15 protein-coding genes are annotated in these 20,904 nt (G+C 40.0%); 9 read left to right on the top strand and 6 right to left on the bottom strand.

What is annotated here, in order from left to right:
* Positions 1-454 precede the first annotated feature (454 nt).
* Genes AB8P72_RS05275 through AB8P72_RS05250 form a run of 6 tightly spaced genes read left to right on the top strand, consistent with a single transcriptional unit; the run spans position 455 to position 11,787 of the window.
* A complete protein-coding gene (locus AB8P72_RS05275) occupies positions 455-2,875 on the top strand; it encodes a type I restriction-modification system subunit M (RefSeq protein ID WP_369958161.1) in 2,421 nt (806 codons plus the stop codon).
* Positions 2,875-4,173 (top strand): restriction endonuclease subunit S, encoded by a 1,299-nt coding sequence (locus tag AB8P72_RS05270; protein WP_369958160.1) that lies wholly within the window; start codon positions 2,875-2,877, stop codon positions 4,171-4,173. The genes AB8P72_RS05275 and AB8P72_RS05270 overlap by 1 nt, the downstream gene beginning before the upstream one ends.
* Positions 4,170-5,702, top strand: a complete 1,533-nt coding sequence (locus tag AB8P72_RS05265) for a DUF262 domain-containing protein (protein WP_369958159.1) — start codon at positions 4,170-4,172, stop codon at positions 5,700-5,702. The genes AB8P72_RS05270 and AB8P72_RS05265 overlap by 4 nt, the downstream gene beginning before the upstream one ends.
* A 36-nt stretch (positions 5,703-5,738) precedes the next feature.
* Complete coding sequence (locus AB8P72_RS05260) at positions 5,739-7,886, top strand: DUF262 domain-containing protein (RefSeq protein WP_369958158.1); 2,148 nt, start codon at positions 5,739-5,741, stop codon at positions 7,884-7,886.
* Positions 7,883-11,053: a type I restriction endonuclease subunit R gene (locus AB8P72_RS05255; RefSeq protein WP_369958157.1), complete on the top strand. Its 3,171-nt coding sequence runs from the start codon at positions 7,883-7,885 to the stop codon at positions 11,051-11,053. Before AB8P72_RS05260 ends, AB8P72_RS05255 begins: the two co-directional genes overlap by 4 nt.
* Positions 11,050-11,787: a M48 family metallopeptidase gene (locus tag AB8P72_RS05250; protein WP_201559357.1), complete on the top strand. Its 738-nt coding sequence runs from the start codon at positions 11,050-11,052 to the stop codon at positions 11,785-11,787. The genes AB8P72_RS05255 and AB8P72_RS05250 overlap by 4 nt, the downstream gene beginning before the upstream one ends.
* A gap of 40 nt (positions 11,788-11,827) precedes the next feature.
* Here AB8P72_RS05250 and AB8P72_RS05245 read toward each other — a convergent pair whose 3' ends face one another.
* From AB8P72_RS05245 to AB8P72_RS05220, 6 genes are all read right to left on the bottom strand, one after another.
* The gene (locus AB8P72_RS05245; protein WP_306495681.1) at positions 11,828-12,451 is read right to left on the bottom strand and encodes a hypothetical protein; all 624 of its coding nucleotides are present in this window, start codon (positions 12,449-12,451) and stop codon (positions 11,828-11,830) included.
* A 183-nt stretch (positions 12,452-12,634) separates the two neighbouring features.
* The gene (locus AB8P72_RS05240) at positions 12,635-13,081 is read right to left on the bottom strand and encodes a DUF1810 domain-containing protein (RefSeq protein WP_369958156.1); all 447 of its coding nucleotides are present in this window, start codon (positions 13,079-13,081) and stop codon (positions 12,635-12,637) included.
* A gap of 91 nt (positions 13,082-13,172) precedes the next feature.
* Positions 13,173-14,177, bottom strand: a complete 1,005-nt coding sequence (locus AB8P72_RS05235; protein WP_369958155.1) for a leucine-rich repeat domain-containing protein — start codon at positions 14,175-14,177, stop codon at positions 13,173-13,175.
* 30 nt (positions 14,178-14,207) lie between these two features.
* The gene (locus AB8P72_RS05230; RefSeq protein WP_238049396.1) at positions 14,208-15,473 is read right to left on the bottom strand and encodes a PD-(D/E)XK nuclease family protein; all 1,266 of its coding nucleotides are present in this window, start codon (positions 15,471-15,473) and stop codon (positions 14,208-14,210) included.
* Between the two features lie 51 nt (positions 15,474-15,524).
* Positions 15,525-16,526, bottom strand: a complete 1,002-nt coding sequence (locus AB8P72_RS05225; RefSeq protein ID WP_369958154.1) for a helix-turn-helix transcriptional regulator — start codon at positions 16,524-16,526, stop codon at positions 15,525-15,527.
* 148 nt (positions 16,527-16,674) lie between these two features.
* Positions 16,675-17,532 carry a PP2C family serine/threonine-protein phosphatase gene (locus AB8P72_RS05220; protein WP_369958153.1) on the bottom strand — a complete coding sequence of 286 codons (858 nt, stop codon included), beginning with the start codon at positions 17,530-17,532 and terminating at the stop codon, positions 16,675-16,677.
* Between the two features lie 347 nt (positions 17,533-17,879).
* Here AB8P72_RS05220 and AB8P72_RS05215 point away from each other — a divergent pair, with 347 nt between their 5' ends.
* The 3 genes from AB8P72_RS05215 to AB8P72_RS05205 all read left to right on the top strand — a co-directional run bounded on the left by AB8P72_RS05215 (position 17,880) and on the right by AB8P72_RS05205 (position 20,890).
* A complete protein-coding gene (locus AB8P72_RS05215) occupies positions 17,880-19,043 on the top strand; it encodes an iron-containing alcohol dehydrogenase (RefSeq protein WP_238049399.1) in 1,164 nt (387 codons plus the stop codon).
* Positions 19,044-19,114: 71 nt separating this feature from the next.
* A complete protein-coding gene (locus tag AB8P72_RS05210; protein ID WP_306495670.1) occupies positions 19,115-20,014 on the top strand; it encodes an SMP-30/gluconolactonase/LRE family protein in 900 nt (299 codons plus the stop codon).
* A 156-nt stretch (positions 20,015-20,170) separates the two neighbouring features.
* Positions 20,171-20,890, top strand: coding sequence for a 3'-5' exonuclease (locus AB8P72_RS05205; protein WP_369958152.1), 720 nt, complete (start codon positions 20,171-20,173; stop codon positions 20,888-20,890).
* Positions 20,891-20,904: the final 14 nt, after the last annotated feature.

The following is a 20,904-nucleotide window of genomic DNA, read 5'->3' as shown; positions in this document are numbered from 1 at the left end:
AGCTAAATTAGAGTCAGCTCAATTTACTAATAAATATCTACGTGAAAAACCATCCATAACGACAGGCAAGACCCGTCATTACAAGCTGTAACTTACAAAAAGGGAATAGTAACATAAACAAATGACTAGAAAATGATTGGCAAATAATATTTAGGAAATAATAGATAATCTCGAGAATTAATAGCTACATGCATTTATATTTTTGATTGGAGAATAGCCTGAAAAACTCCGATAGCTTAAGCTACCACTGACCACTTACGACATTAGATGACGTTTGAATCTCTATTACTATTTTAATGCTCTTCTATCCTATCTACACTGACGCTAGACTAGAGCATATATCTATTAACCTTTTAAGTCAGTCTATATAACGAGAATACGAGCTGTTGTGTGATACCATTCTTCGATAATTTTTCATTTAATAAAACCTCCTCTGATCATAAGATTTATAACTATGGCACTTAAGAAAACCGAGATTTATTCTACCCTTTGGGCAAGTTGCAATGAGCTACGCGGTGGCATGGATGCCAGCCAATACAAAGACTACGTATTGACCATGCTATTTATGAAGTACGTGTCTGATAAATATAAAGACGATGCCTTTGGCGATATCGTAGTACCAGAAGGTGGTAGCTTCGATGACATGGTGGCGCTGAAAGGTGACAAGGAAATTGGCGAAAAGGTTGATAAGATTATCGCTAAGCTGGCTGACGCCAACGGTTTGCGCGGTGTCATTGATGTAGCTGACTTTAACGATGAAGAAAAGCTCGGTACAGGCAAAGAGCATGTCGATCGCTTGTCTAAGCTGATTGGTATATTTGAAGGTTTGGATTTATCAGGCAACCGTGCTGATGGTGATGACCTGCTGGGCGATGCTTACGAGTATCTGATGCGTCATTTCGCCACCGAATCAGGTAAGTCAAAGGGGCAGTTTTATACGCCATCAGAAGTGTCACGTATTCTAGCGAAGATTATCGGTGTAGATGACAATACACCACTAGACGCAACTGTCTATGACCCAGCGTGCGGTTCAGGTTCTCTACTGCTAAAGGTTAGTGATGAAGCACCAAACGGCTTGACTATCTATGGTCAAGAGATGGATTTCGCGACTACCGCATTGGCGAAGATGAACATGATATTGCATGGGGCCACAGGCGCTGACATCTATAAAGGCAATACTCTATCCTCACCGCACTTTGTAGAGGGCAATCAGCTTAAGACTTTTGATTTTATCGTGGCAAACCCGCCGTTTAGTAATAAAAACTGGACCAGTGGCTTAAACCCAGAGTCTGATGAGTTTGACCGCTTTACCTGGGGTATTCCGCCCGAGAAGAACGGTGATTATGCTTTTCTTTTACATATCATCAAAAGTTTAAAAAGCACGGGCGTTGGCGCAGTGATCTTGCCACATGGCGTACTGTTCCGTGGTAACGCTGAAGCACATATCCGCCAGAACTTAATCAAGCAAGGCTACATTAAAGGCATCATCGGCTTGCCAGCCAACCTATTCTACGGTACAGGCATCCCTGCTTGTGTCATCGTGATAGATAAAAATACTGCTGAGAGCCGAGCAAAAGGTGATGCGGGTCTATTTATGATCGATGCCAGCCGCGGCTATATGAAAGATGGCAATAAAAACCGCCTACGTAGTCAAGATATCCACAAAATCGTCGATGTCTTTAATTCTCAAATCGCTCTAGAAGGCTATAGCCGAATGGTTGAGCTAGATGAAATCATTGATAACGACTATAACTTAAACATTCCTCGCTATATCGATGCCAGTATCGATGAAGATCAGCATGATCTGACCGCGCATTTAAAAGGCGGTATCCCTGTTGCCGATATCGACTCTCTAGAGTCTTATTGGCAAGTACTACCTACCTTACGCCAGACGCTATTTTCTGATTTGCGTGAAGGTTATCGTGAGTGTCTTGTGGCATCGACCGAGGTCAAAGCAGCGGTATTGGCTCATCCTGAGTTTATTGCCTTTGCTGAGCAAAGCTTAACGCCATTCAATGACTGGTGGCAAGCTATCCAGTTAAGTGAAATCACCACAGGCGATAGACCTAAAGCGCTTATTCACAAAATCAGCGAAGACCTACTACAACGCTACGAAATAGCGCCCCTACTCGATAAATACGATATCTATCAAATCCTGATGGACTACTGGAGTGAGAGCTTGCAGGACGACATCTATGCTATTAGCCAAGATGGCTGGCAAGTAGGCGCACAGCTGCGCAAGTTGGTCGTGGCTAAGGGTGAAAAGCTTAAAGAAGAACCTGACCTGATTATCAATAAGGTCAAGTACAAAGCCGAGCTTATCCCGCCAGCGCTTATCATCGACCGTTACTATAACGATGAGCAAGCCCATATCGATGCGCTACAGGCTGAGCTAGACACCATCTCAAGTACCATAGCTGACTACGTTGAGGAGCATGGCGATGAGGAAGGCTTACTAGCAGATGCCGCCAATGACAAAGGCAGCTTTAATAAGTCTAGTGTCAACGCCCGTCTCAAGCTCGCCACCGATAGCGATGAAAAAAATGCACTCCATCAGTTGCTTTCTTACTTCGATACTGAAGCCAATACAAAAAAGGTATTAAAAGAAGCACAAGATGCGTTAGATCTAGCGGTATTTAAACACTACCCAACTTTGGATGAAACGGCTATCAAAACGCTATTGACTGATGATAAATGGCACGCCACGCTACAAGGGCGTATCGAAGATGAGATTGAGCGTATCACTGCCCAACTTGCCAATCGTATCAAAGAGCTGGATGAGCGTTATGCTGAGCCTTTATCGAAAATAGTAGATGAGGTGGAGACGTTAAGCCAAAAAGTACAAGCGCATCTGCAAGCGATGGGAGTGGCGTAATGAGTGAGGTTAAAGTGCCTGAAGGCTATAAGCAAACTGAGGTTGGGGTTATTCCTGAGGATTGGGGGGTTTCTTTGTTGATGGATATTACTATCGATATGCTTCAGGGTATAAACACTGCTATTGATAAACCTGAGTATGTTTATGTAGGAGTTCCGATCCTTAAGGCTAATAATGTCATTGATCAGGTTATATCCCTAAATGATGCCGATCAAATCTCCTACAAAAGTTATCTGAAATACAACCAGCGCTATAGTGTTAAGAGAAACGATTTCTTATTTTCTAATATTGGAGCTAGATTGGGAACTGGTGCTTTATGGGAAAGTGACATAACTGCAACTTTTGCTTGGAATGTGATGAGAATTATCCCCGACCCCAGAAAGGTTGCTCCAAAATTCTTAGCTCAACTGATCAATTCACCAAAGCAGTCAGAAAAAATTCAGGCACAACAATCAGGTTCAGGAATGGGCTTCGTCCCTAAGGCAACGATGCAAAAATTATTGCTCCCACTGCCTAAACTAATAGAACAAACCGCCATCGCCACTGCCCTATCTGATGTCGATAATTTAATTCAATCGCTAGAAAAGCTGATTGCAAAAAAAGAAGCCATTAAAACGGGCACGATGCAGCAGCTACTCACTGGAAAAACGCGCCTACCTGAGTTTGCCACTCGTGAAGATGGTAGTGCTAAAGGGTTTAAACAGACTGAATTGGGGCAGATCCCTGAGGATTGGGAGGTTAAACCTTTGGGGGATTTATCTATTCAGATTAAATCCGGAAAAAATATCAAAGACAAGTTTGGCATTTACCCTCTCTATGGCTCTACGGGTCAAATTGGTAAATGTAAAATACCCTCTTACAATCAAGAAGCTATTTTAGTGGCTAGAGTTGGAGCCAATGCTGGACGTGTTAATTTTGTAGATGGCAAGTATGGGGTCTCTGATAACACTATTATTATTAATACGAACTCAGATAATAGCATTCAGTTTGTAAAATCATGGTTAGTTCAAAAAGATTTAAACACTTTGGTCTTTGGTTCAGGTCAACCTCTTATTACAGGTACTCAGCTAAAAAATCTATTAACTCTTGCACCTTCCAAGAACGAACAAATCGCCATCGCCACTACTCTCTCCGACATGGATAACGAGATTCAGGTATTGCAGCAGCGCTTGGAGAAAACTAAAGACATCAAGCAAGGCATGATGCAGCAGCTGTTGACAGGTAAAGTGCGGTTGCTAGATTCATCTGCTAAGTCAGACACCCAAACGTTAGCTAGTAAAGGCGAGCTGCAAGCATGAGTGACTCCACAACCTTAGAGCATGAAACTATCGTCTCCGTAGCCGACCTGCTGAATGAAAGCCGCCTAACTATCCCTGAGTATCAGCGCCCCTACAAATGGGATCAGCACAATATCGCTAGTTTATTCAACGATATCAAAACCCAAAGTGACAAGCCTGCCTATCGACTGGGTACTATCGTACTGCATAGCTCTGAAAACGATGAGGGCAACATTGTTCTTAATATCGTCGATGGTCAGCAGCGCACCTTAACGCTTATGCTGACGGTCATGGCGATTATCAAATATTATAATCTTGATGACTCAAGTCAGCCTGAATCTGAGCAAACGATTCGCGAGGTATTAGGTAATCTTACTCAGAGCGTGCCAAAGCTGGCTGAACATCAAAAGTTTGCCAGTGATATCTCTGTCTATAATCTGCATACAAACTTTCAAGAGATACTACGCGTTATCAGCCGTGGTGAGCTGAGTATCGACCATATCGACTTTTTGCTACATAAGTGTCAAGTCGTCATCTTTATCTTAGAAGATGAGTCAGAAGCGTTTCAGTTTTTTGACTCACAGAACTCCCGCGGCAAAGAGCTTTATCCGCATGACTTGCTTAAGGCTTTTCACTTGCGTGAGTTTGATACCGATGATCAGGAACTAAAAGCTAAGACGGTAGCGTATTGGGAAAAATTAGATGATGACAAGCTAGCGAAGTTATTCGCCCATCACTTGTTTAGAATCAAACATTGGTCGCAGCGTAAGTCTGCTCGTTCTTTTACCAAAAATCATATCGATGTCTTTAAAGGAATTAACTTAGATAAAGACCATCTACCTCCGTACGCTCAAACCCTGCTTATCTCTAAGCACTATATTGATCAATATAACGCCAGCTCGGACCGAGTTATTGATAAGCAAATCATGCCTTACCCTTTTCAGCTTGATCAAACCATTGTTAATGGGCAGCGATTTTTTGATATGGTTCAGCACTATCACACTTTGATCAAACAGATAAAACAAGCGCCCGTTTATGATGCTACTCTCCGTAAGTTAAAGGACACAGACTGCCACGCCATTATGGATACTGATAGTAGCTGCTGTTCCGTTGTGTTGAGCAATCACACTTTGAATACGCGAGCTTCTGCCATTATCCATACGCTTAATACTTATAGCGAAGGCCACAGAAAAGGCGATAAATATAGCCGTAATTTATTCGATAACGCATTGATTTATTATATTGATAAATTCGGTACGCAGGATTTGTCGCAAGCTATTGAGGCTATATTCATTTGGGCTTATAGCATGCGCTTGACTGAGTACGCAGTTAGGCTATCTACGCTGGATAATACTGCCAAAAGTTATGATGGGATATTTAGAATTATTCAACAATCTATCTCTGCTAAAGAGATTTTAGTCACCAACAAACTTTCTATCAATAAAACAGCTGTTGATAAAAATAATAAACCAATTAATGAAGATGCTGATAGTGCAAGTAAACACTATAAAATCTATAAACTATTTAAGCATCTAAACTATTTAGTTTAATGATTATTTGAGCTAAATTTTTCTAGGACTTATGACATGACAGAACCATCAGTACTCTCACTAAACCTACAACAGCTACTTACAGAGCACTCATACCTGATTCCTATGTATCAGCGCAACTATGCTTGGGGTAAGGGTGAGATTCAAGCGCTCATTGATGACGTGCTAGATGCTTGTCAAAAAGACGCTCCTTATTATATAGGTACTCTTGTTGTGTTTAAAAGAAAGGATGGCACACTAGAAGTCATAGACGGTCAACAGAGGCTGACTACACTTACCCTTCTAGCCCTATGTTTAGATAACAATGAGAACTCTAATTGTGCCCAATATTTACTAGACTTTAAAAAACCTAATATATATTTTGAAAGTCGTCCTCAATCACACGAAACTCTTCAGCTACTTTTTGATGGTACGCAAGAAACAGATTTAAAGTATGAGAGCCTAAATGGAGCTATTTTAGATGGTTTTAAAATAATAAAAGAGGTCTTACAACAGTCTTTCAAAATAGATGATAAGACTAAAAGCTCTAAAATAACTCTGAATCAATTCTGTACATATCTATTTGAAAAAGTACTAATAGCCCAAGTACCTGTACCTGAGGAAACAGACCTAAACCATTATTTTGAAGTGATGAATAACCGAGGTGAACAGTTAGAAAAGCATGAAATTATAAAGGCGCGGTTGTTATCAATTATTGAAGAAGCGAAGGAAAAGGATATAGAAACTGATGATAAAAAATTAGCTAAAGCCCTAATTCATGATGTTTGGGAAGCCTGCGCCAACATGAATAAGTATGTGCAGTATGGTTTTAGTACTAGCCTACGCACAGCTATATTTTCAGGGGGATGGAATAATCTTACAGCGATGAAATTCCAAGATCTATTAGCGCATTATAAAAATAATGCAGAAGATGAAGCACTTAAGCAAAGCAACCTAAATCAGAAAGTTGCTAACCCTATTAAAGATGAAACGGCTAACTCAAGTTTATCATTACACAAAATTTTATTTGATAAAGACACGGTTATTCCTCCTAACCCTAAAGACAAAAATAAGAACAAAGATGATGACAGTGAGATTTATTACAGCGTAGTCAATTTTCCAAACTTCTTATTGCATGTTCTAAAGATTATGCTAAATACAGATGGCGAATTAGTAGACATCTCACTAGATGATAAGCAGTTGTTACCACAGTTTGAAAAATATATTATAGGTAGGGATGTAGCAGAACCCTATGAGCAGACTACAAAATTTATTTATGCTTTACTTAAAACTAAGTTCTTATTTGATAAATACGTGATCAAGCGTAAACCACTTGATGATAAGCATTGGTCATTAGAAAAATTAGAAAAAAGAGGCAAAGACCGCCCTCTAGATTTTTATAACAGTTTTGAAGATGAGAAAACTAATAAAAAACTGATAATGTTGCAGAGCGTTTTTCACGTGTCAGCGCCAACCATGAACTATAAGCATTGGTTGAATGCTAGCCTGTACTATCTACATAACAGCTTTAAAGAAAGTTATGACTTGAATGGTAAACAAGTTATTAACGGTGACAAGTATATCCAATATCTAGAAGGACTTGCTCGTGCATTTATGTTAAGACTCTATTTAACTAATGAACGAGATAATTATCACCAAATCATTTATCAAACCTCAGACTTTAATCAAGTCCTATCTAAAGATACTGACGATAATTTGAATCCTGATAGTTTACGTACACATATTAGGCATTATCTTAGGTATGGCAATATTCGTAATATCTTCGTATTTAATTATTTAGATTATTTGCTTTGGAAAAAGGGTAACGGGCCTAAATTTATATTTACTGCTCGAAGCTCTATAGAACACTTTTACCCTCAAAATAAACGAGATGATAAACTTTTTATAGATGATAAAAATACAGAAGATACGCTACTTCATTCGTTTGGCAATTTGTGTTTGATTAGTCATAGCCTTAACTCGCGAGTAAGCAATGATATGCCTGAAGTAAAGGTGAAATATTTTTCAGATGGTAGAGATATTGAAAATGGGCAAATTGATAGCTTAAAACTACTTAAAATGGTTGAATACACTAAAAATAAAAAAGAAATATGGGATAAAACAATGATCCAAACTCATGAAGATGAAATGTTAGAGATTTTGATGCAAGGTCTTAATCTAATTTCAGAGGACGCTGAATCATGAGTAACGTCACTGACATAGAAAGACTCACACAAAACCGTGTCGTACGATTCTTTACCGACACACTAGGCTACCGTTATCTAGGCGACTTCAAAGACCGACCTAATAACAAAAACATTGAGTCCGAGATTTTAGCGGCGTGGCTAAGCTCACGTAACGTCAGCCGTACGCTGCAAAATAGAGCCATAAACGCTCTAGAAAAAGCAGCCGCTATAGGCAGTGGCGTTAAATTATACGATGCCAATAAAAAGGTCTATGAACTACTGCGCTATGGCATTAAAGAAAAAGAAGGTACTGGTGATCATAAAGAGACCGTCTGGTTGATTGATTGGGACAACATAGAGGTCAATGACTTTGCCATTGCCGAAGAAGTCTCCATCAATGGCGAAAATAAAAAACGTCCCGATATTGTCCTTTATGTCAACGGTATTGCACTGGGCGTGATCGAGCTTAAACGCTCAACCATCAACGTCACCGAAGGCATTCGTCAGAACCTAGACAACCAAAAGAAAGAATTTATTCGCAGCTTCTTTAGCACTATTCAATTGGTTATGGCAGGTAATGATACCCAAGGTTTACGCTATGGCACGATCGAAACGCCTGAGAAGTATTATTTAGAATGGAAAGAAGCCAACCCCAATCATACGCCCCAGTCTGATTCTAGCGTACCGACGCATCTTACTTTAGCAAACGCTAACTTCACCGATCAGCCCTTAGACTTCCATCTATATCATATGTGCAATAAGCACCGATTTTTAGACATCATCAATAACTTCATTGTTTTTGATTCGGGTGTCAAAAAGACTTGCCGACACAATCAGTATTTCGGGATACAGGCGGCAAAAAAACACATTGCTCAGCGCAAGGATGGGATTGTTTGGCATACCCAAGGCTCAGGCAAAAGCTTGACCATGGTTTGGCTGGCTAAATGGATACGGGAGAATGTTACCAATAGCCGTGTACTCATTATTACTGACCGTACCGAGCTTGATGAACAAATTGAGAAGGTCTTTTTTGGTGTCGATGAATCAATATATCGCACCAAGAGCGGTGCTGATCTTATTAGCCAGTTAAATCAGCCTAACCCTTGGTTGCTCTGCTCCTTAGTTCATAAATTTGGTCGCGGCGGTGATGATGATAGCCATGACAGTAAAGACACAGACGACTTTATAAAGGAAATTCAAGCCAGCTTACCGTCAGACTTTAGCCCTAAGGGAGATTTATTTGTCTTTGTTGATGAGTGTCACCGCACTCAGTCTGGCAAGCTGCACGGCGCTATGAAGGCATTATTGCCAGAAGCGATGTTTGTCGGTTTTACCGGCACGCCACTACTCAAAAAAGATAAGAAGAAATCTATCGAAGTATTTGGACCCTTTATTCACACCTACAAGTTCGATGAAGCAGTTGCTGACGGTGTGGTATTGGACCTCCTGTATGAAGCACGTGATATCGATCAACAGCTTACCTCCTCTAAGAAAGTCGATGAATGGTTCGATGCTCATACTCGTGGCTTAACCAATATTGCTAAAAGCCAGCTTAAGCAAAAATGGGGAACCATGCAGCGGGTTCTGTCTAGCCAGTCGCGCATAGAGTGCATCGTCAATGACATCTTGCTCGATATGCAGAAAAAGCCAAGGCTTATGGATGGTCATGGCAATGCCATGCTTGTGTGCAATAGTATTTATCAAGCCTGTAAATCTTATGAGGCCTTTGAGAACTCTTTCTTGAAAGGCAAAGTGGCAATTGTGACCAGTTACTTACCAACTGCAGATAGCATCAAAGGGGAAGAAACTGGCGAAGGCATGACAGAGAAGCTTTTCAAATATCGAATCTATCGCAGGATGATTGCTGATTATTATGATATCAGCGAACAAGAAGCAGGTTCTAAGGCCGAGGACTTTGAAAAGTCAGTTAAAAAACGCTTCATCGAAGAACCAGGTCAAATGCGCCTACTAATAGTCGTCGATAAACTGCTAACAGGATTTGATGCCCCTTCTGCTACTTATCTATATATTGATAAAAAGATGGCTGATCATAACCTTTTTCAGGCTATTTGCCGGGTTAATAGACTCGATGGTGCAGAAAAAGACTATGGCTATATCATTGATTATCAGGATCTATTTCAGTCTTTAAATAGTACTATCTCTGACTATACGCAAGGCGCGTTTTCGGAATACGAAGATGAAGATATTGATGGGCTGTTAAAGAACCGCTTAACTGCGGCAAAACAAAACCTAGATGATGCCCTAGAGATGGTCAGAGGACTGTGTGAACCTGTTAAACACCCTAGAAATACACAAGATTATGGTGCTTACTTTTGTCCTAGCGAGGGCACGACTGAGGCTGAAAAAATAGAACAAGAACAGCTTAGACTCACCCTGTACAAAAGCGTCTCCAAACTGATACGTGCTTATGGAAATATTGCCAATGAAATGGCGGAAGCGGGATATAACGATCAGGAGATCAAACGCATCAAAGATGATGTAAAGCACTTTGAGTCGGTTCGTAATAACATCAAGCTTATGAGTGGCGACCATATCGATATGAAAAGCTACGAGCCGACCATGCGTAGGATGTTAGACACTTATATTCATGCCACCCCTAGTGAGACGGTTATCGACTTTGAAGATTTAGGACTTATTGAGTTAATTGTCAATCAAGGGCCTGAAGCTTTAATCAAAGCCATACCTGAGGATATAGCGAGCAACCCTGAAAACGTCGCAGAGACCATCGAAAACAACGTGCGCAAAACGATTGTCGATGAAAACCCCGTCAACCCAAAGTACTACGAGCATATGTCTGCCCTACTCGATGAGCTCATTGAGCTACGCCGACAAAAAGCCATTGCTTACGCTGAGTACTTACAAAAAATACGCCAGCTAGCCTCTAAAGTAATTAACCCGACTGGCAGTGCAGGTGGTGACGCATACCCTGAGACCATTAACACCCCTGCTAAACGCGCACTATATGATAATTTGGATCAGAATGAAGACTTGGCAGATAAAGTTGATGCAGCTATTCGCCTCCATAAACAGGCTGATTGGCAAGGTCATCTAATTAAAGAGCGCAAGATTACAAATGCGGTGCATCAGGTCATCAAAGAATATGAAGTTGATACTGACTTAGAAGAGCTGATTAGTTTGGTGAAAGCACAACAGGAATATCAGTGATTATTAAGTCAGCCTTTATTAAAATTGGTGAGCTAGATATACATCTAACTCGCAAGGATATTAAAAACCTACATATCAGCGTGATGCCACCTGATGGACAGGTCAGAGTATCTGCACCTGATGCTATGACCGATACGGCCATTCGGATGGCTGTCATCCACCGTATACCCTGGATTCGGCGTCAGCAGGCTGCCTTTGCCAAGCAAGAGCGTCAATCTACAAGGGAGATGGTAAATGGAGAGACGCATTATCTTTGGGGCAAGCGTTACCGACTTCAAGTGATTGAGAGCGATACCCTCAAATCTCAGACGATCAAACTAAAGGGCGGTAAGCTTGTCCTAACCGTAAACACTGATGCCTCAGAGGAAGTAAAACTTAAGGTATTGACTGAATACTATCGTGGCCGACTAAAAGCTAGAGCACCCGATCTTATCGATAAGTGGTCAAAGAAAACTGACGTCACTATAAATAGCTGGCAGATCCAAAAAATGAAAACAAAATGGGGCAGCTGTAATGTAGAAGAAGGAAATATACGGCTTAATTTAGATTTAGCTAAAAAGCCTCTGCCCTGTTTGGAATATATCATTTTGCATGAACTGCTACATTTCAAAGAAAGGCAGCACAACGATAGATTTAAAGCTCTACTCGACATTTACATGCCAGACTGGCGATCTAGACGAGATTTACTCAACCAAATGCCATTAAACCAGGAAAACTGGAAACATCAAAAATAGTACTTCAACTAAAGACGAACTCTTAGCTCGGGACCTCTACCTACTCTTCAGCATATAACGCCTTTAAACAAAAACAGTCTGGCTCATCAGTGATTCTTGAGCTGTAATATATATACGCATCATTAGATAATAATGCTTCAACAGCTTCTGATATATAAGAAAAGACTTCTAGTGAGGGACTTTCGATACTCTCTATGGTAACTAACAGTCTCTTAGCATGACGAGCTTTTATAAATTGACTAACTAACTGCTGTGTAGCTGCCTTTACTGATTTCGATATAGATTCACCTGTGGCACTTGCTTGAATGAACTGGAATGAATTGCCATACTCAAACAGACTTTTGATATCCACAACATCTATACCGATGATGGTACTTGCAGAGTTTACATCAAGTACTCTAATGACCTTATCTACTTCATTAGGCTGACATCTAATAACGCCCTCTATAATATCTAAGCGCTTAAATTCACTATCATCTATTTGCAAGCCTACTAAAAACCAAGCCTCTGACTTCTCTTTTAACTCTATTAGCGCCTCCTCATCCCAAACATCACTGATGATAAAGCAACCAATAGCAGACTTTGGGTAATGATCCATGGTTTGTCGATATAGAACAGCACTAGGTATATCATCTCTATACGAGTCATCAATCTGATACTTCATGGTTATGCTCACTGATCATTAAGGAGTTTGAAGGTAGTCAAAAGTATCAAGTTCTGACGAGAGTTAACGACTGTAGAGCGCTTGCACAGTCTCTAAGATATTTATCATCTGGCATAGTTAGTTTATTGAATTTTGATCTTCCCTAAGGGTTACATCTCCTTTTGAAAAATCATTCGGTTTTATTTACCTAGATTGCTGATCATCGATTTGCTTTAACATTCTGATAGAGTTTATATCGTAACTGCCTTCAAAATACTGATCCAAAAGCTCGTCAAAAACACATTTTTTATTAGAGGATGCTAAAGTAAATAACGTAAGCGAAGAGTGTAATTTCAGCGTATCGATTGATCCGAAAACTTCTAAAGCACTTTTATCAGGATGCAATAATAGTAATTCAGCACACTCTCTCAACCGTGCTCCAAGCATGTCGTGCTGCAAATACTCTTTTGCTTGCTCTAGACTCTCAATTGCAAAACGCCGAGCCATTGTACTGCGCCCCAAGCCTTTCACCTGTGGAAAAATAAACCACATCCAATGTGTACGCTTACGCCCTTCAGTTAACTCTTTAATAACCGATGGATAAACAGTATTTTGCGCTTGGATAAAATCGTTGAATAAAGCTGTACTCATACCTCTCACCTTCTATATTCTTTGCTTTTTAAGTGATTACCTGGCAACGATGCTGACGAACTCATTCAAGCTATATTTATACTTAATACAACTACAAAACCATATATATCATACCCATCCAACAGTACTTAGGCTTATCGACAACTTCTGTACTATAGAAAATATGTTCATCCTCTACACCCATATTATCAATAGTATCTGATATAACTTTGAACTCATCAAACGTAAAATGGCGGTTACTTTCAGTTTTAAACATCATATCTTTTATAGTAATATCTTTAGGAATCTGATCAATAATCTGACTGAGTACTTGGTCTGATTTAGACATTTCTAATGTGCTAGCTTGTATAAACTTAGCAGGTTTCGAAAAACTTAGCGCCTTTTTAATATCTGTAGGGTCGTTACCCATAAATTCGTTGAAAGTAGTTTCAAACAAATTCATGACGTTTTGCACTTCATCAAGCTGGCAAATAATAATGCCATCCACCACATCAAATTGCTTAATAGTTTTTTCAGTCGTTTGCAAACCGAGTAAGAACTCTGGCGCTGTTTTGAACCTCAGATCAATTAGTGATTTTTCATCCCAATTATCACTAATAAGAAAAAACCCATAACGAGATAAGTCATATTCGCTCATTTGTGGCGCGTACAACTTTGTAAAAGCAATATTTTTAATCCACAACTCATTATTGCGATACCTTTCAATAATGCCTATCGGTAACTGATCAACTAAATGAGCAGGGATATCTAACCCACGTAGCTGGGTTAGGTTAGCCAAGCTATCAGGAAGCTGTTCTATTGTTTCACTAATGACAATAAGCTCCTCTAACTGGCTGAACTGCCCTACTGACTCTGGTAAATGCTCAAGCGCTTCACAATTTAGCGTAAGATTGGTTAAGCTATATAAGTAGCCAATACTTTCAGGTAAATTGGTTAATTGGCTACAATCTATACTCAAGTCTGTTAACGCCAATAAATTAGCGTGATTACGTGGCAACACTTCATCAGGAATCTTAAATTTGTCAGCCCATGCCCAAAGCTCTGTCATCCATGGCTTTATATCGTTGTTTCCGACTTTACTATTCAGTTCTGACATATAATAAGCTTCCTTATTTAGTTAAAAAAACTATTTACTTAGTAATTTATTATCGTTTAAAACTTTATAGTACCCATCGAGCTCTTTAATGATTTTATGTGCCATCTTACCGTTATGAATTTGTTCCCATGGTTCAGTTTTGGACCACCAATCATGTGGTTCAAAATTATACCAAGCGCACCAATAACCGCCCTTTGATTTATCTTCTTCTGCCTTTATATTTTCACTAGCAATGCCATTGCTAGCCTTACACTCAGCCAGAATTTTCTCATAATATTCATGGTCTTGGCTTACATCCTCATTAGCTATAAAAATACCTAGGTAAGGGCAATTAAAAACCGTTCCCCCAAAACCTAAACAAAATTCCAGAACACTTTCTTTGATATTAAATATAATTTGCTCTTCTCGGTTAACACCCTTTAGGTCGGTTTTAATCATTGAATAAGGTTTGCTTTTTTCTTCAATAATTGTGATTAGATCACGCTGTAACTTCTCAACGAGTTGCTTTTTCATTTCATGAGTACTTAAAGCTATTTTGATAGAGCTAGCAACACTCTCTTCGCTAAACGACATAACCTCTAATATCGACTTTGACTCATTCATATCTTCTATCCCCATAAATTGCTTTTGAATAAAACTGATTAATTGTGCGAGAAACTCACTAACACTATAATTTTGGCATTCTATTTGGCACGCTTTGAGCCAAACAATTAGACCGCTAAAACGAAGATGGCTATATCGATTCTTCTTTTTCAACGCTTCTAATTTGCTCGTATCAATACTGTATTTGCTTGGACCTTCATCAGACTCATTTAAGTAGACAAGATGCCAAGCCTTGTGGCTTCTTTTTTCAAGCTCCTCAGCATAATCCTTCAACTGTTCAAACTGGTCTGCCGCATAAGGTTTGTTTTCAATACAAATACCGTAACTGTCATCACCCACCTGACATTGTAGATAAATATCCATACGGCGTTGGGTATTGCTTTTTACAGTGATCTCTTCAAGAAAAACATCTGTCTTCTCAAGATTATTAAGAAAAACCTGCCTTTCTGAAGTTTCATACATATCCGGCAAACAATGCTCAACAAATAGTCTTAAAAAGGTTTCTTGCTGGGCATGAGTGCCTTTTGGATCAAGCAAAGCCGCTAAGATACTACTAAGTCCTAATTCATCGGTATTGATATAATCAAAAGTATTAAAATCTGGTGAAAGCTGCCGACTGTAGAGTGCTTGCGCAGTCTCTAAAGCATGGATTTTTTGGCTGACTGCATTTATTAAGGTATTGACTTCACTCACAATTATATTTCCTTATAATTTATTAATAGTTGTTGAATACTTGTTATCTTACTAATCCTCATACAGCTCTAACGCACTTTGTAAACGTTCATGAATAACGGCTCTCAATGCTAGCGGTTCTACTACCACGGCCAGCTGCGACATACTTACCAACCAATCTTGCAGACGCTTAGTATTGGCAACAGTAGCGCTGACTCGATTCCAAGTATCATCAATCATAGTAATCTGCTGATCTTGTGATAATGGACGCTCATAAAGATGCTGACAGGCATATTTTTGCACTCTTAAAACTAGTTTTATCTGAACACTATCAGTAGGTTCTAACTTACCTAATTTATTCAAATGCTTTAATGAAAAAGCATTTCTCCCTACCCAGTCAGGTACTTGCTTATCTATGACTACTGCCTCAGTGATACGATTGACTGCAAAGTTGCGATGCGCTTTTAGCAATACGTCATCATCGATATGATCATCAGTAGGATTAAAGCCTGTGAGGTAGATCATATTGTCAATAAAGATAAGTCCTTTGGGATAGATGACTCTCTCAGCGGAACTGCCATGCCATTTATTTTGATAACTTATTTTAAGTTGCAGTCTATTTAGCAGAGCTTGGTGAATACTTTTAATCACATCATCATTAAGTTTCGGTGCTTGAACTATACTCGGTAAGGTAATCAGATAATCTTGCCATTGTCCTAGCTTACTTTGATTGAAACCATCCTTATTGTACCGACCTAATTGGGTGAGCTTATCTGTGATATTTTTCTTAAAAGATACTGGTAAATAGTTTGCAGTATATTTATCAAGCATCTCCCAAAAGAACACTGTTTGCTCATTGATAATATCGATGCTAAAGCTAGGCTCAATATAAAACCGTGCTGTCTGTCCACTAATATTCTGACCCCATGCTGGCACTCGAATTAAAGCGTCACTATAAAAAACATCGTTAAAAATTTGGTTTAAAGCAATCAGATCGTTCTCTAAGTTCTTACGCTCGTTAGCGAGATTATCTGGATTATCACCGTACCCAACCATAAGCTCTGTTAATGACATAGCATTAGCTTCACTCCGAGGCAAACATTGATATAAAGCGAATAGACGTGTCGACTTTGTATAGCTTGCGATTGGGTGCGTGGGCATATAGGTTTCTCAGTTAAATCGTTCAATGTTAAGTTTATAGCTTCATTATTAAAACAATCATTCAATCAAAGCGAAGCAAAATCGCTGTCCCATTATCATAAGCATCGCCCTCTGAATCATAAACTTGGTTTTTAAGAGTGATTAGCCAATGCTGTAAATCTGTCTCCGCACTGACAGTTTGCCACTCATGACTCGGTACTAAGTCATGAATACCATCCGTACAAACCAAGAGACAGTCGCCACTATTAACATCAATCTTTCGAGAGATGCTCTCTGGTGATTCACTGCTTGTATAGCTGTCATCAGTGGTTAAAGCAAAGCATTCAGTAATGCTATATAAACTCCCCGCCATCCCTTCTCGGTTAAAGTCTGCAAAATCTGCTTGGCGACCTTGCTGCTGTGCCTTCTGGTCGATGAGTTCATTTAGCAGATTATGATCTCGAGTCAGGCACTGCCATTGTGCTGCACCTTTAGATAGCCAATAAACACGACTGTCACCCACATGCGTTATCGTTGCCTTTATTATTCCATCACTATTTAACTCTCCCACTACCATAGCAATGGTTGCTGCTGCCCCATGACGTTTGGATGAATGCTTGGTTTGATTAACCAGCTGATGAATAGCATCGGCCGTTGGCTTTGTATCATGACTCCACAACCGGCTAATTGCTTTTACCACCGACTTTGAGCAATGCTGTGAATGATTGGAGCTAGCAACACCGTCAGAGACTGCTAAACAAAAAGGAAGCTCGACTGATGTCACTGCCATAACGCCTAAGTTTTCTTGATACCAATTATCTAAAAAGAAAAAAGCATCTTGTTGCAGGTTATTGCTGGCATTACCTTGGAAGGTGATTGCACAAGCTTGGGCGATAGAGGAAGTATCGTTTAAAGGACAATTATTAAGAGAAGCAGTCATGATGGCAAGTCTATACTTTTATCATAAAAGCTATTATAACGAGCAACCTAGAAGAAAATATTCTAGGTTAGAATATAAAGTCATTTAATTTGAAATGTAAGGTGAGGTAAGAATCAAATAATATTTAAACTTTTTTTAATTAAAAAATGGCTTGATTAAAAGTGACACTCCTATAGAAGAGGTAACTTAATAAATATAGACTAGAGTATGATTAATTTATGAATAATACTTAGTACGAGTAAGTACCAGGAAACCTATAACGGTCTTATAGATATGGAGAAACACCTCTGTTATATTAGATTCATGAGGGTTTTAAATATTCGCTCATCTATACAAGGAAGCATAGAATGACAGGGATTGAGTTTTATACCAATGGTCATATCATCAGTGAAGCTGACAGCATGCGTCAAAAGCTCGGTGCATTAGCTAAGCAGTATCGTGCGACGTCCGCTATTATCGTTACAGATGCTGGAATCACTCAGCTAGGCTATGTCGATATTGCTCAGCAATCATTACAAGAAGCTGGTGTTAATGTTGTTGTATTCGATAGTGTCGTAGCTGATCCACCTGTTGCAATCGTCAATGACGCTATTAAAATTGCCAGAGACAACAGCTGTGACTTGGTCATCGGTTTAGGCGGTGGCAGCTCTATCGATACTGCAAAAATCGTCGCCTTACATCCAAACGAATTTGAATCGGTAAACGATATTTTGGATAAAGATGTTAGTGGCTTTAACAAACTACCTTTGTTTGCGATACCGACCACCGCTGGTACTGGTGCAGAAGCCACCTTTGTCTCAGTCATCACAGCAAAAGATGGTAGCAAAAAAGCCATATACACTCCCAAAATCCTGCCTGATGTCGCCATTCTAGATGCGACACTTACTCTTAAGCTACCTCGACATATCACTGCTGCAACCGCTTTAGATGCCATGGTTCACTGTGTTGAAGCGTACACGAGTCGTACTAAAAAGAATCCTATTTCAGATGCGTTGGCTGTTAAAGGCTTACAGATGCTCTGGAATAACTTTGAGAAAGTATTAAACCAAGGCGACGATATCAACGCTCGCTCTAACATGCTACTAGGCTCAACTTTGGCTGGTATAGCCTTCGTGAATTCTTCGGTAGCTGCAGTACACGGACTTTCCTACCCGCTTAGTATCAACTTTCATATCCCGCATGGACATGCCAATGCGCTTGTTATGTGCGGTGTCTTCACCTTTAACTTATCAGCAGCAGCCCCTCTTTATGCAGAGCTAGCTCATGCTGTTATGCCCTCTCAGACCTTGGGTATGACAGACTTAGAGGCAGCAAGCTTGTTTATCAAACAGTTAAAAATATTTTTAGAGACGAGTGGCCTTAAATATCGCTTAAACGAATTAGATATCACAGACCAAGACATCCCTGCCTTAGCAGACATCGTTATAAATACTTATGCTAGGCTAATCGCGACTAACCCTAAAGATATGACGTTAAATGAGGTAACAGCAATATATGAGGAGATACTCTAAAAAAGAAACTCGCATTATTTAAAACAGTGTTATTTATCAAGGAAGATATCCACTACTGAAGGGAAATAGTTATGTCAGAATACAAATTAGACGTGGTCGTCGATGGCTTTCATTACTTAGAAGGACCTCGCTGGTATAAAGACGCCTTATGGTTTGTCGATTTTTATACCAAAGGCGTTTACCGTGTGAATGATCAAGGCGTCGCAGAAAAAATTGTCCATATTGAACAACAACCCTCTGGTTTGGGCTGGCTACCTGACGGGCGTATGCTAGTGGTTTCAATGAAAGATCGCAAAGTCTTACGCCTAGAAGACGATGGCGAGTTAGTCGTTCATGCTGATATCTGGGAGCACTGTGATGGACATGCTAATGACATGGTCGTTGCACCTAATGGTGATGCTTATGTCGGTAACTTTGGCTTTGATTTGATGGGTGGTGCCGACCATAAACATGCGGCTCTTATATTGGTGAAGCCTGATGGCCACTCACAGATTGTGGCAGAAGGCTTAGCTTTTCCAAACGGTATGGTCGTTTCTGCTGACCAAAAGACGTTAATCGTCAATGAGCTATTTGGTAATAAAATTTCAAAATTCGATATCAAAGAAGATGGGACTTTAGGAGAGAAGCGTGACTTTGCGAACTTCGGAGAACTAGGAGATGAGCCAAATTTAGGGGTGCGCATAGAAAACGCCAGTATCTTACCTGATGGTCTTGCCTTAGATAGCGAGGGCGCTGTTTGGATTGCAGATACTTTGAACCAGCGTGCTGTTCGTATTCAAGAAGGCGGGGAAATTTTAGAAGTCGTTGATACCGCACCTGATGGTATTTTTGCAGTGGCACTTGGCGGACAAGATGGCAAAACCTTGTTCATGTGTGCAGCACCTGATTGGGATGAAGCATCACGTACCGCTGAGACCAGAGGTCGTATGCTATCTACTCAGGTTAAAGTTGGTCATGCTGGTACGCCATAGCTAACTTTTTAGCAGGCAAATAAAGTTAATACGTAAAAGGATTAACCATAGAAAAGTCAGGCATTTAAAATAGCCTGACTTTTCATTAATAGATCATTAGAGTTTGACTGATATAATGTCGCCATTTATAACGAATTCAAAAAAGTAAGGCTAGTTATGACCACATACATACTTGACACTGAAACAACCGGACTCGTTGATCCGCACATGACCGAGGCCGCCTACTCTATTGTTGACATCATTAATGGCAAGGTGACAGTATTACAGGCGCCAAGAGCGAAGCGTTTTAACCCGCTGAAAGAAATTAGCTTAGGCTCTATGGCGATATCACATATCTGTGATGAGGATGTGGCAGATCAGCCACCTCACACGGACTTTAGGCTACCTAGCAGTGTTGAGTACTTGATTGGTCACAATATTGATTTTGATATGGCCGTTCTTAAAAATGCGGGCGTAACTCATACGCCTAAATTAATATGTACCAATGCGATGGCTAACTTCCTGCTTCCTACGCTTGAAAGCCATAAGCTAGTATCCCTCCTCTACCACTTTCACCGTGATATAGCCCGTGCTCAAGCAAGAGATGCTCATGCTGCCATTGCTGATATTTACTTCACTGAGCTGGTGCTTGGTAGTCTGATTGACTTGGCGAATAGCCAAGGCCATGAGATAAGTGATGTGGAGAGCTTATATGAATTTAGCGAAATAGCGCGTGTACCCACGCACTTAAGTTTTGGTAAGCACAAGGGTGAGGCTATTGCAGATTTAGCGACTCACTCGGATGGTGCTGGATATTTGAAGTGGCTATTGAAACAAGATACCGTTGATCCTTATTTGGCCGAGGCTTGTAAGAATGCATTAGAGCAGTCTGCTTAAATACGTGTAGCTTT

It is taken from the genome of Psychrobacter sp. CLB018 (assembly GCF_041222815.1).
Classification (GTDB): Bacteria; Pseudomonadota; Gammaproteobacteria; order Pseudomonadales; family Moraxellaceae; genus Psychrobacter; species Psychrobacter faecalis.
Note: the sequence above shows the minus strand (reverse complement) of the source record. Positions and strands in the feature narration are given on the sequence as shown.

Coding starts and splice junctions, on each gene's coding strand:
- AB8P72_RS05275 (WP_369958161.1), top strand. CDS start 455: ATGGCACTTAAGAAAACCGAGATTTATTCTACCCTTTGGGCAAGTTGC.
- AB8P72_RS05270 (WP_369958160.1), top strand. CDS start 2,875: ATGAGTGAGGTTAAAGTGCCTGAAGGCTATAAGCAAACTGAGGTTGGG.
- AB8P72_RS05265 (WP_369958159.1), top strand. CDS start 4,170: ATGAGTGACTCCACAACCTTAGAGCATGAAACTATCGTCTCCGTAGCC.
- AB8P72_RS05260 (WP_369958158.1), top strand. CDS start 5,739: ATGACAGAACCATCAGTACTCTCACTAAACCTACAACAGCTACTTACA.
- AB8P72_RS05255 (WP_369958157.1), top strand. CDS start 7,883: ATGAGTAACGTCACTGACATAGAAAGACTCACACAAAACCGTGTCGTA.
- AB8P72_RS05245 (WP_306495681.1), bottom strand. CDS start 12,451: ATGAAGTATCAGATTGATGACTCGTATAGAGATGATATACCTAGTGCT.
- AB8P72_RS05240 (WP_369958156.1), bottom strand. CDS start 13,081: ATGAGTACAGCTTTATTCAACGATTTTATCCAAGCGCAAAATACTGTT.
- AB8P72_RS05235 (WP_369958155.1), bottom strand. CDS start 14,177: ATGTCAGAACTGAATAGTAAAGTCGGAAACAACGATATAAAGCCATGG.
- AB8P72_RS05225 (WP_369958154.1), bottom strand. CDS start 16,526: ATGTCATTAACAGAGCTTATGGTTGGGTACGGTGATAATCCAGATAAT.
- AB8P72_RS05220 (WP_369958153.1), bottom strand. CDS start 17,532: ATGACTGCTTCTCTTAATAATTGTCCTTTAAACGATACTTCCTCTATC.
- AB8P72_RS05215 (WP_238049399.1), top strand. CDS start 17,880: ATGACAGGGATTGAGTTTTATACCAATGGTCATATCATCAGTGAAGCT.
- AB8P72_RS05210 (WP_306495670.1), top strand. CDS start 19,115: ATGTCAGAATACAAATTAGACGTGGTCGTCGATGGCTTTCATTACTTA.
- AB8P72_RS05205 (WP_369958152.1), top strand. CDS start 20,171: ATGACCACATACATACTTGACACTGAAACAACCGGACTCGTTGATCCG.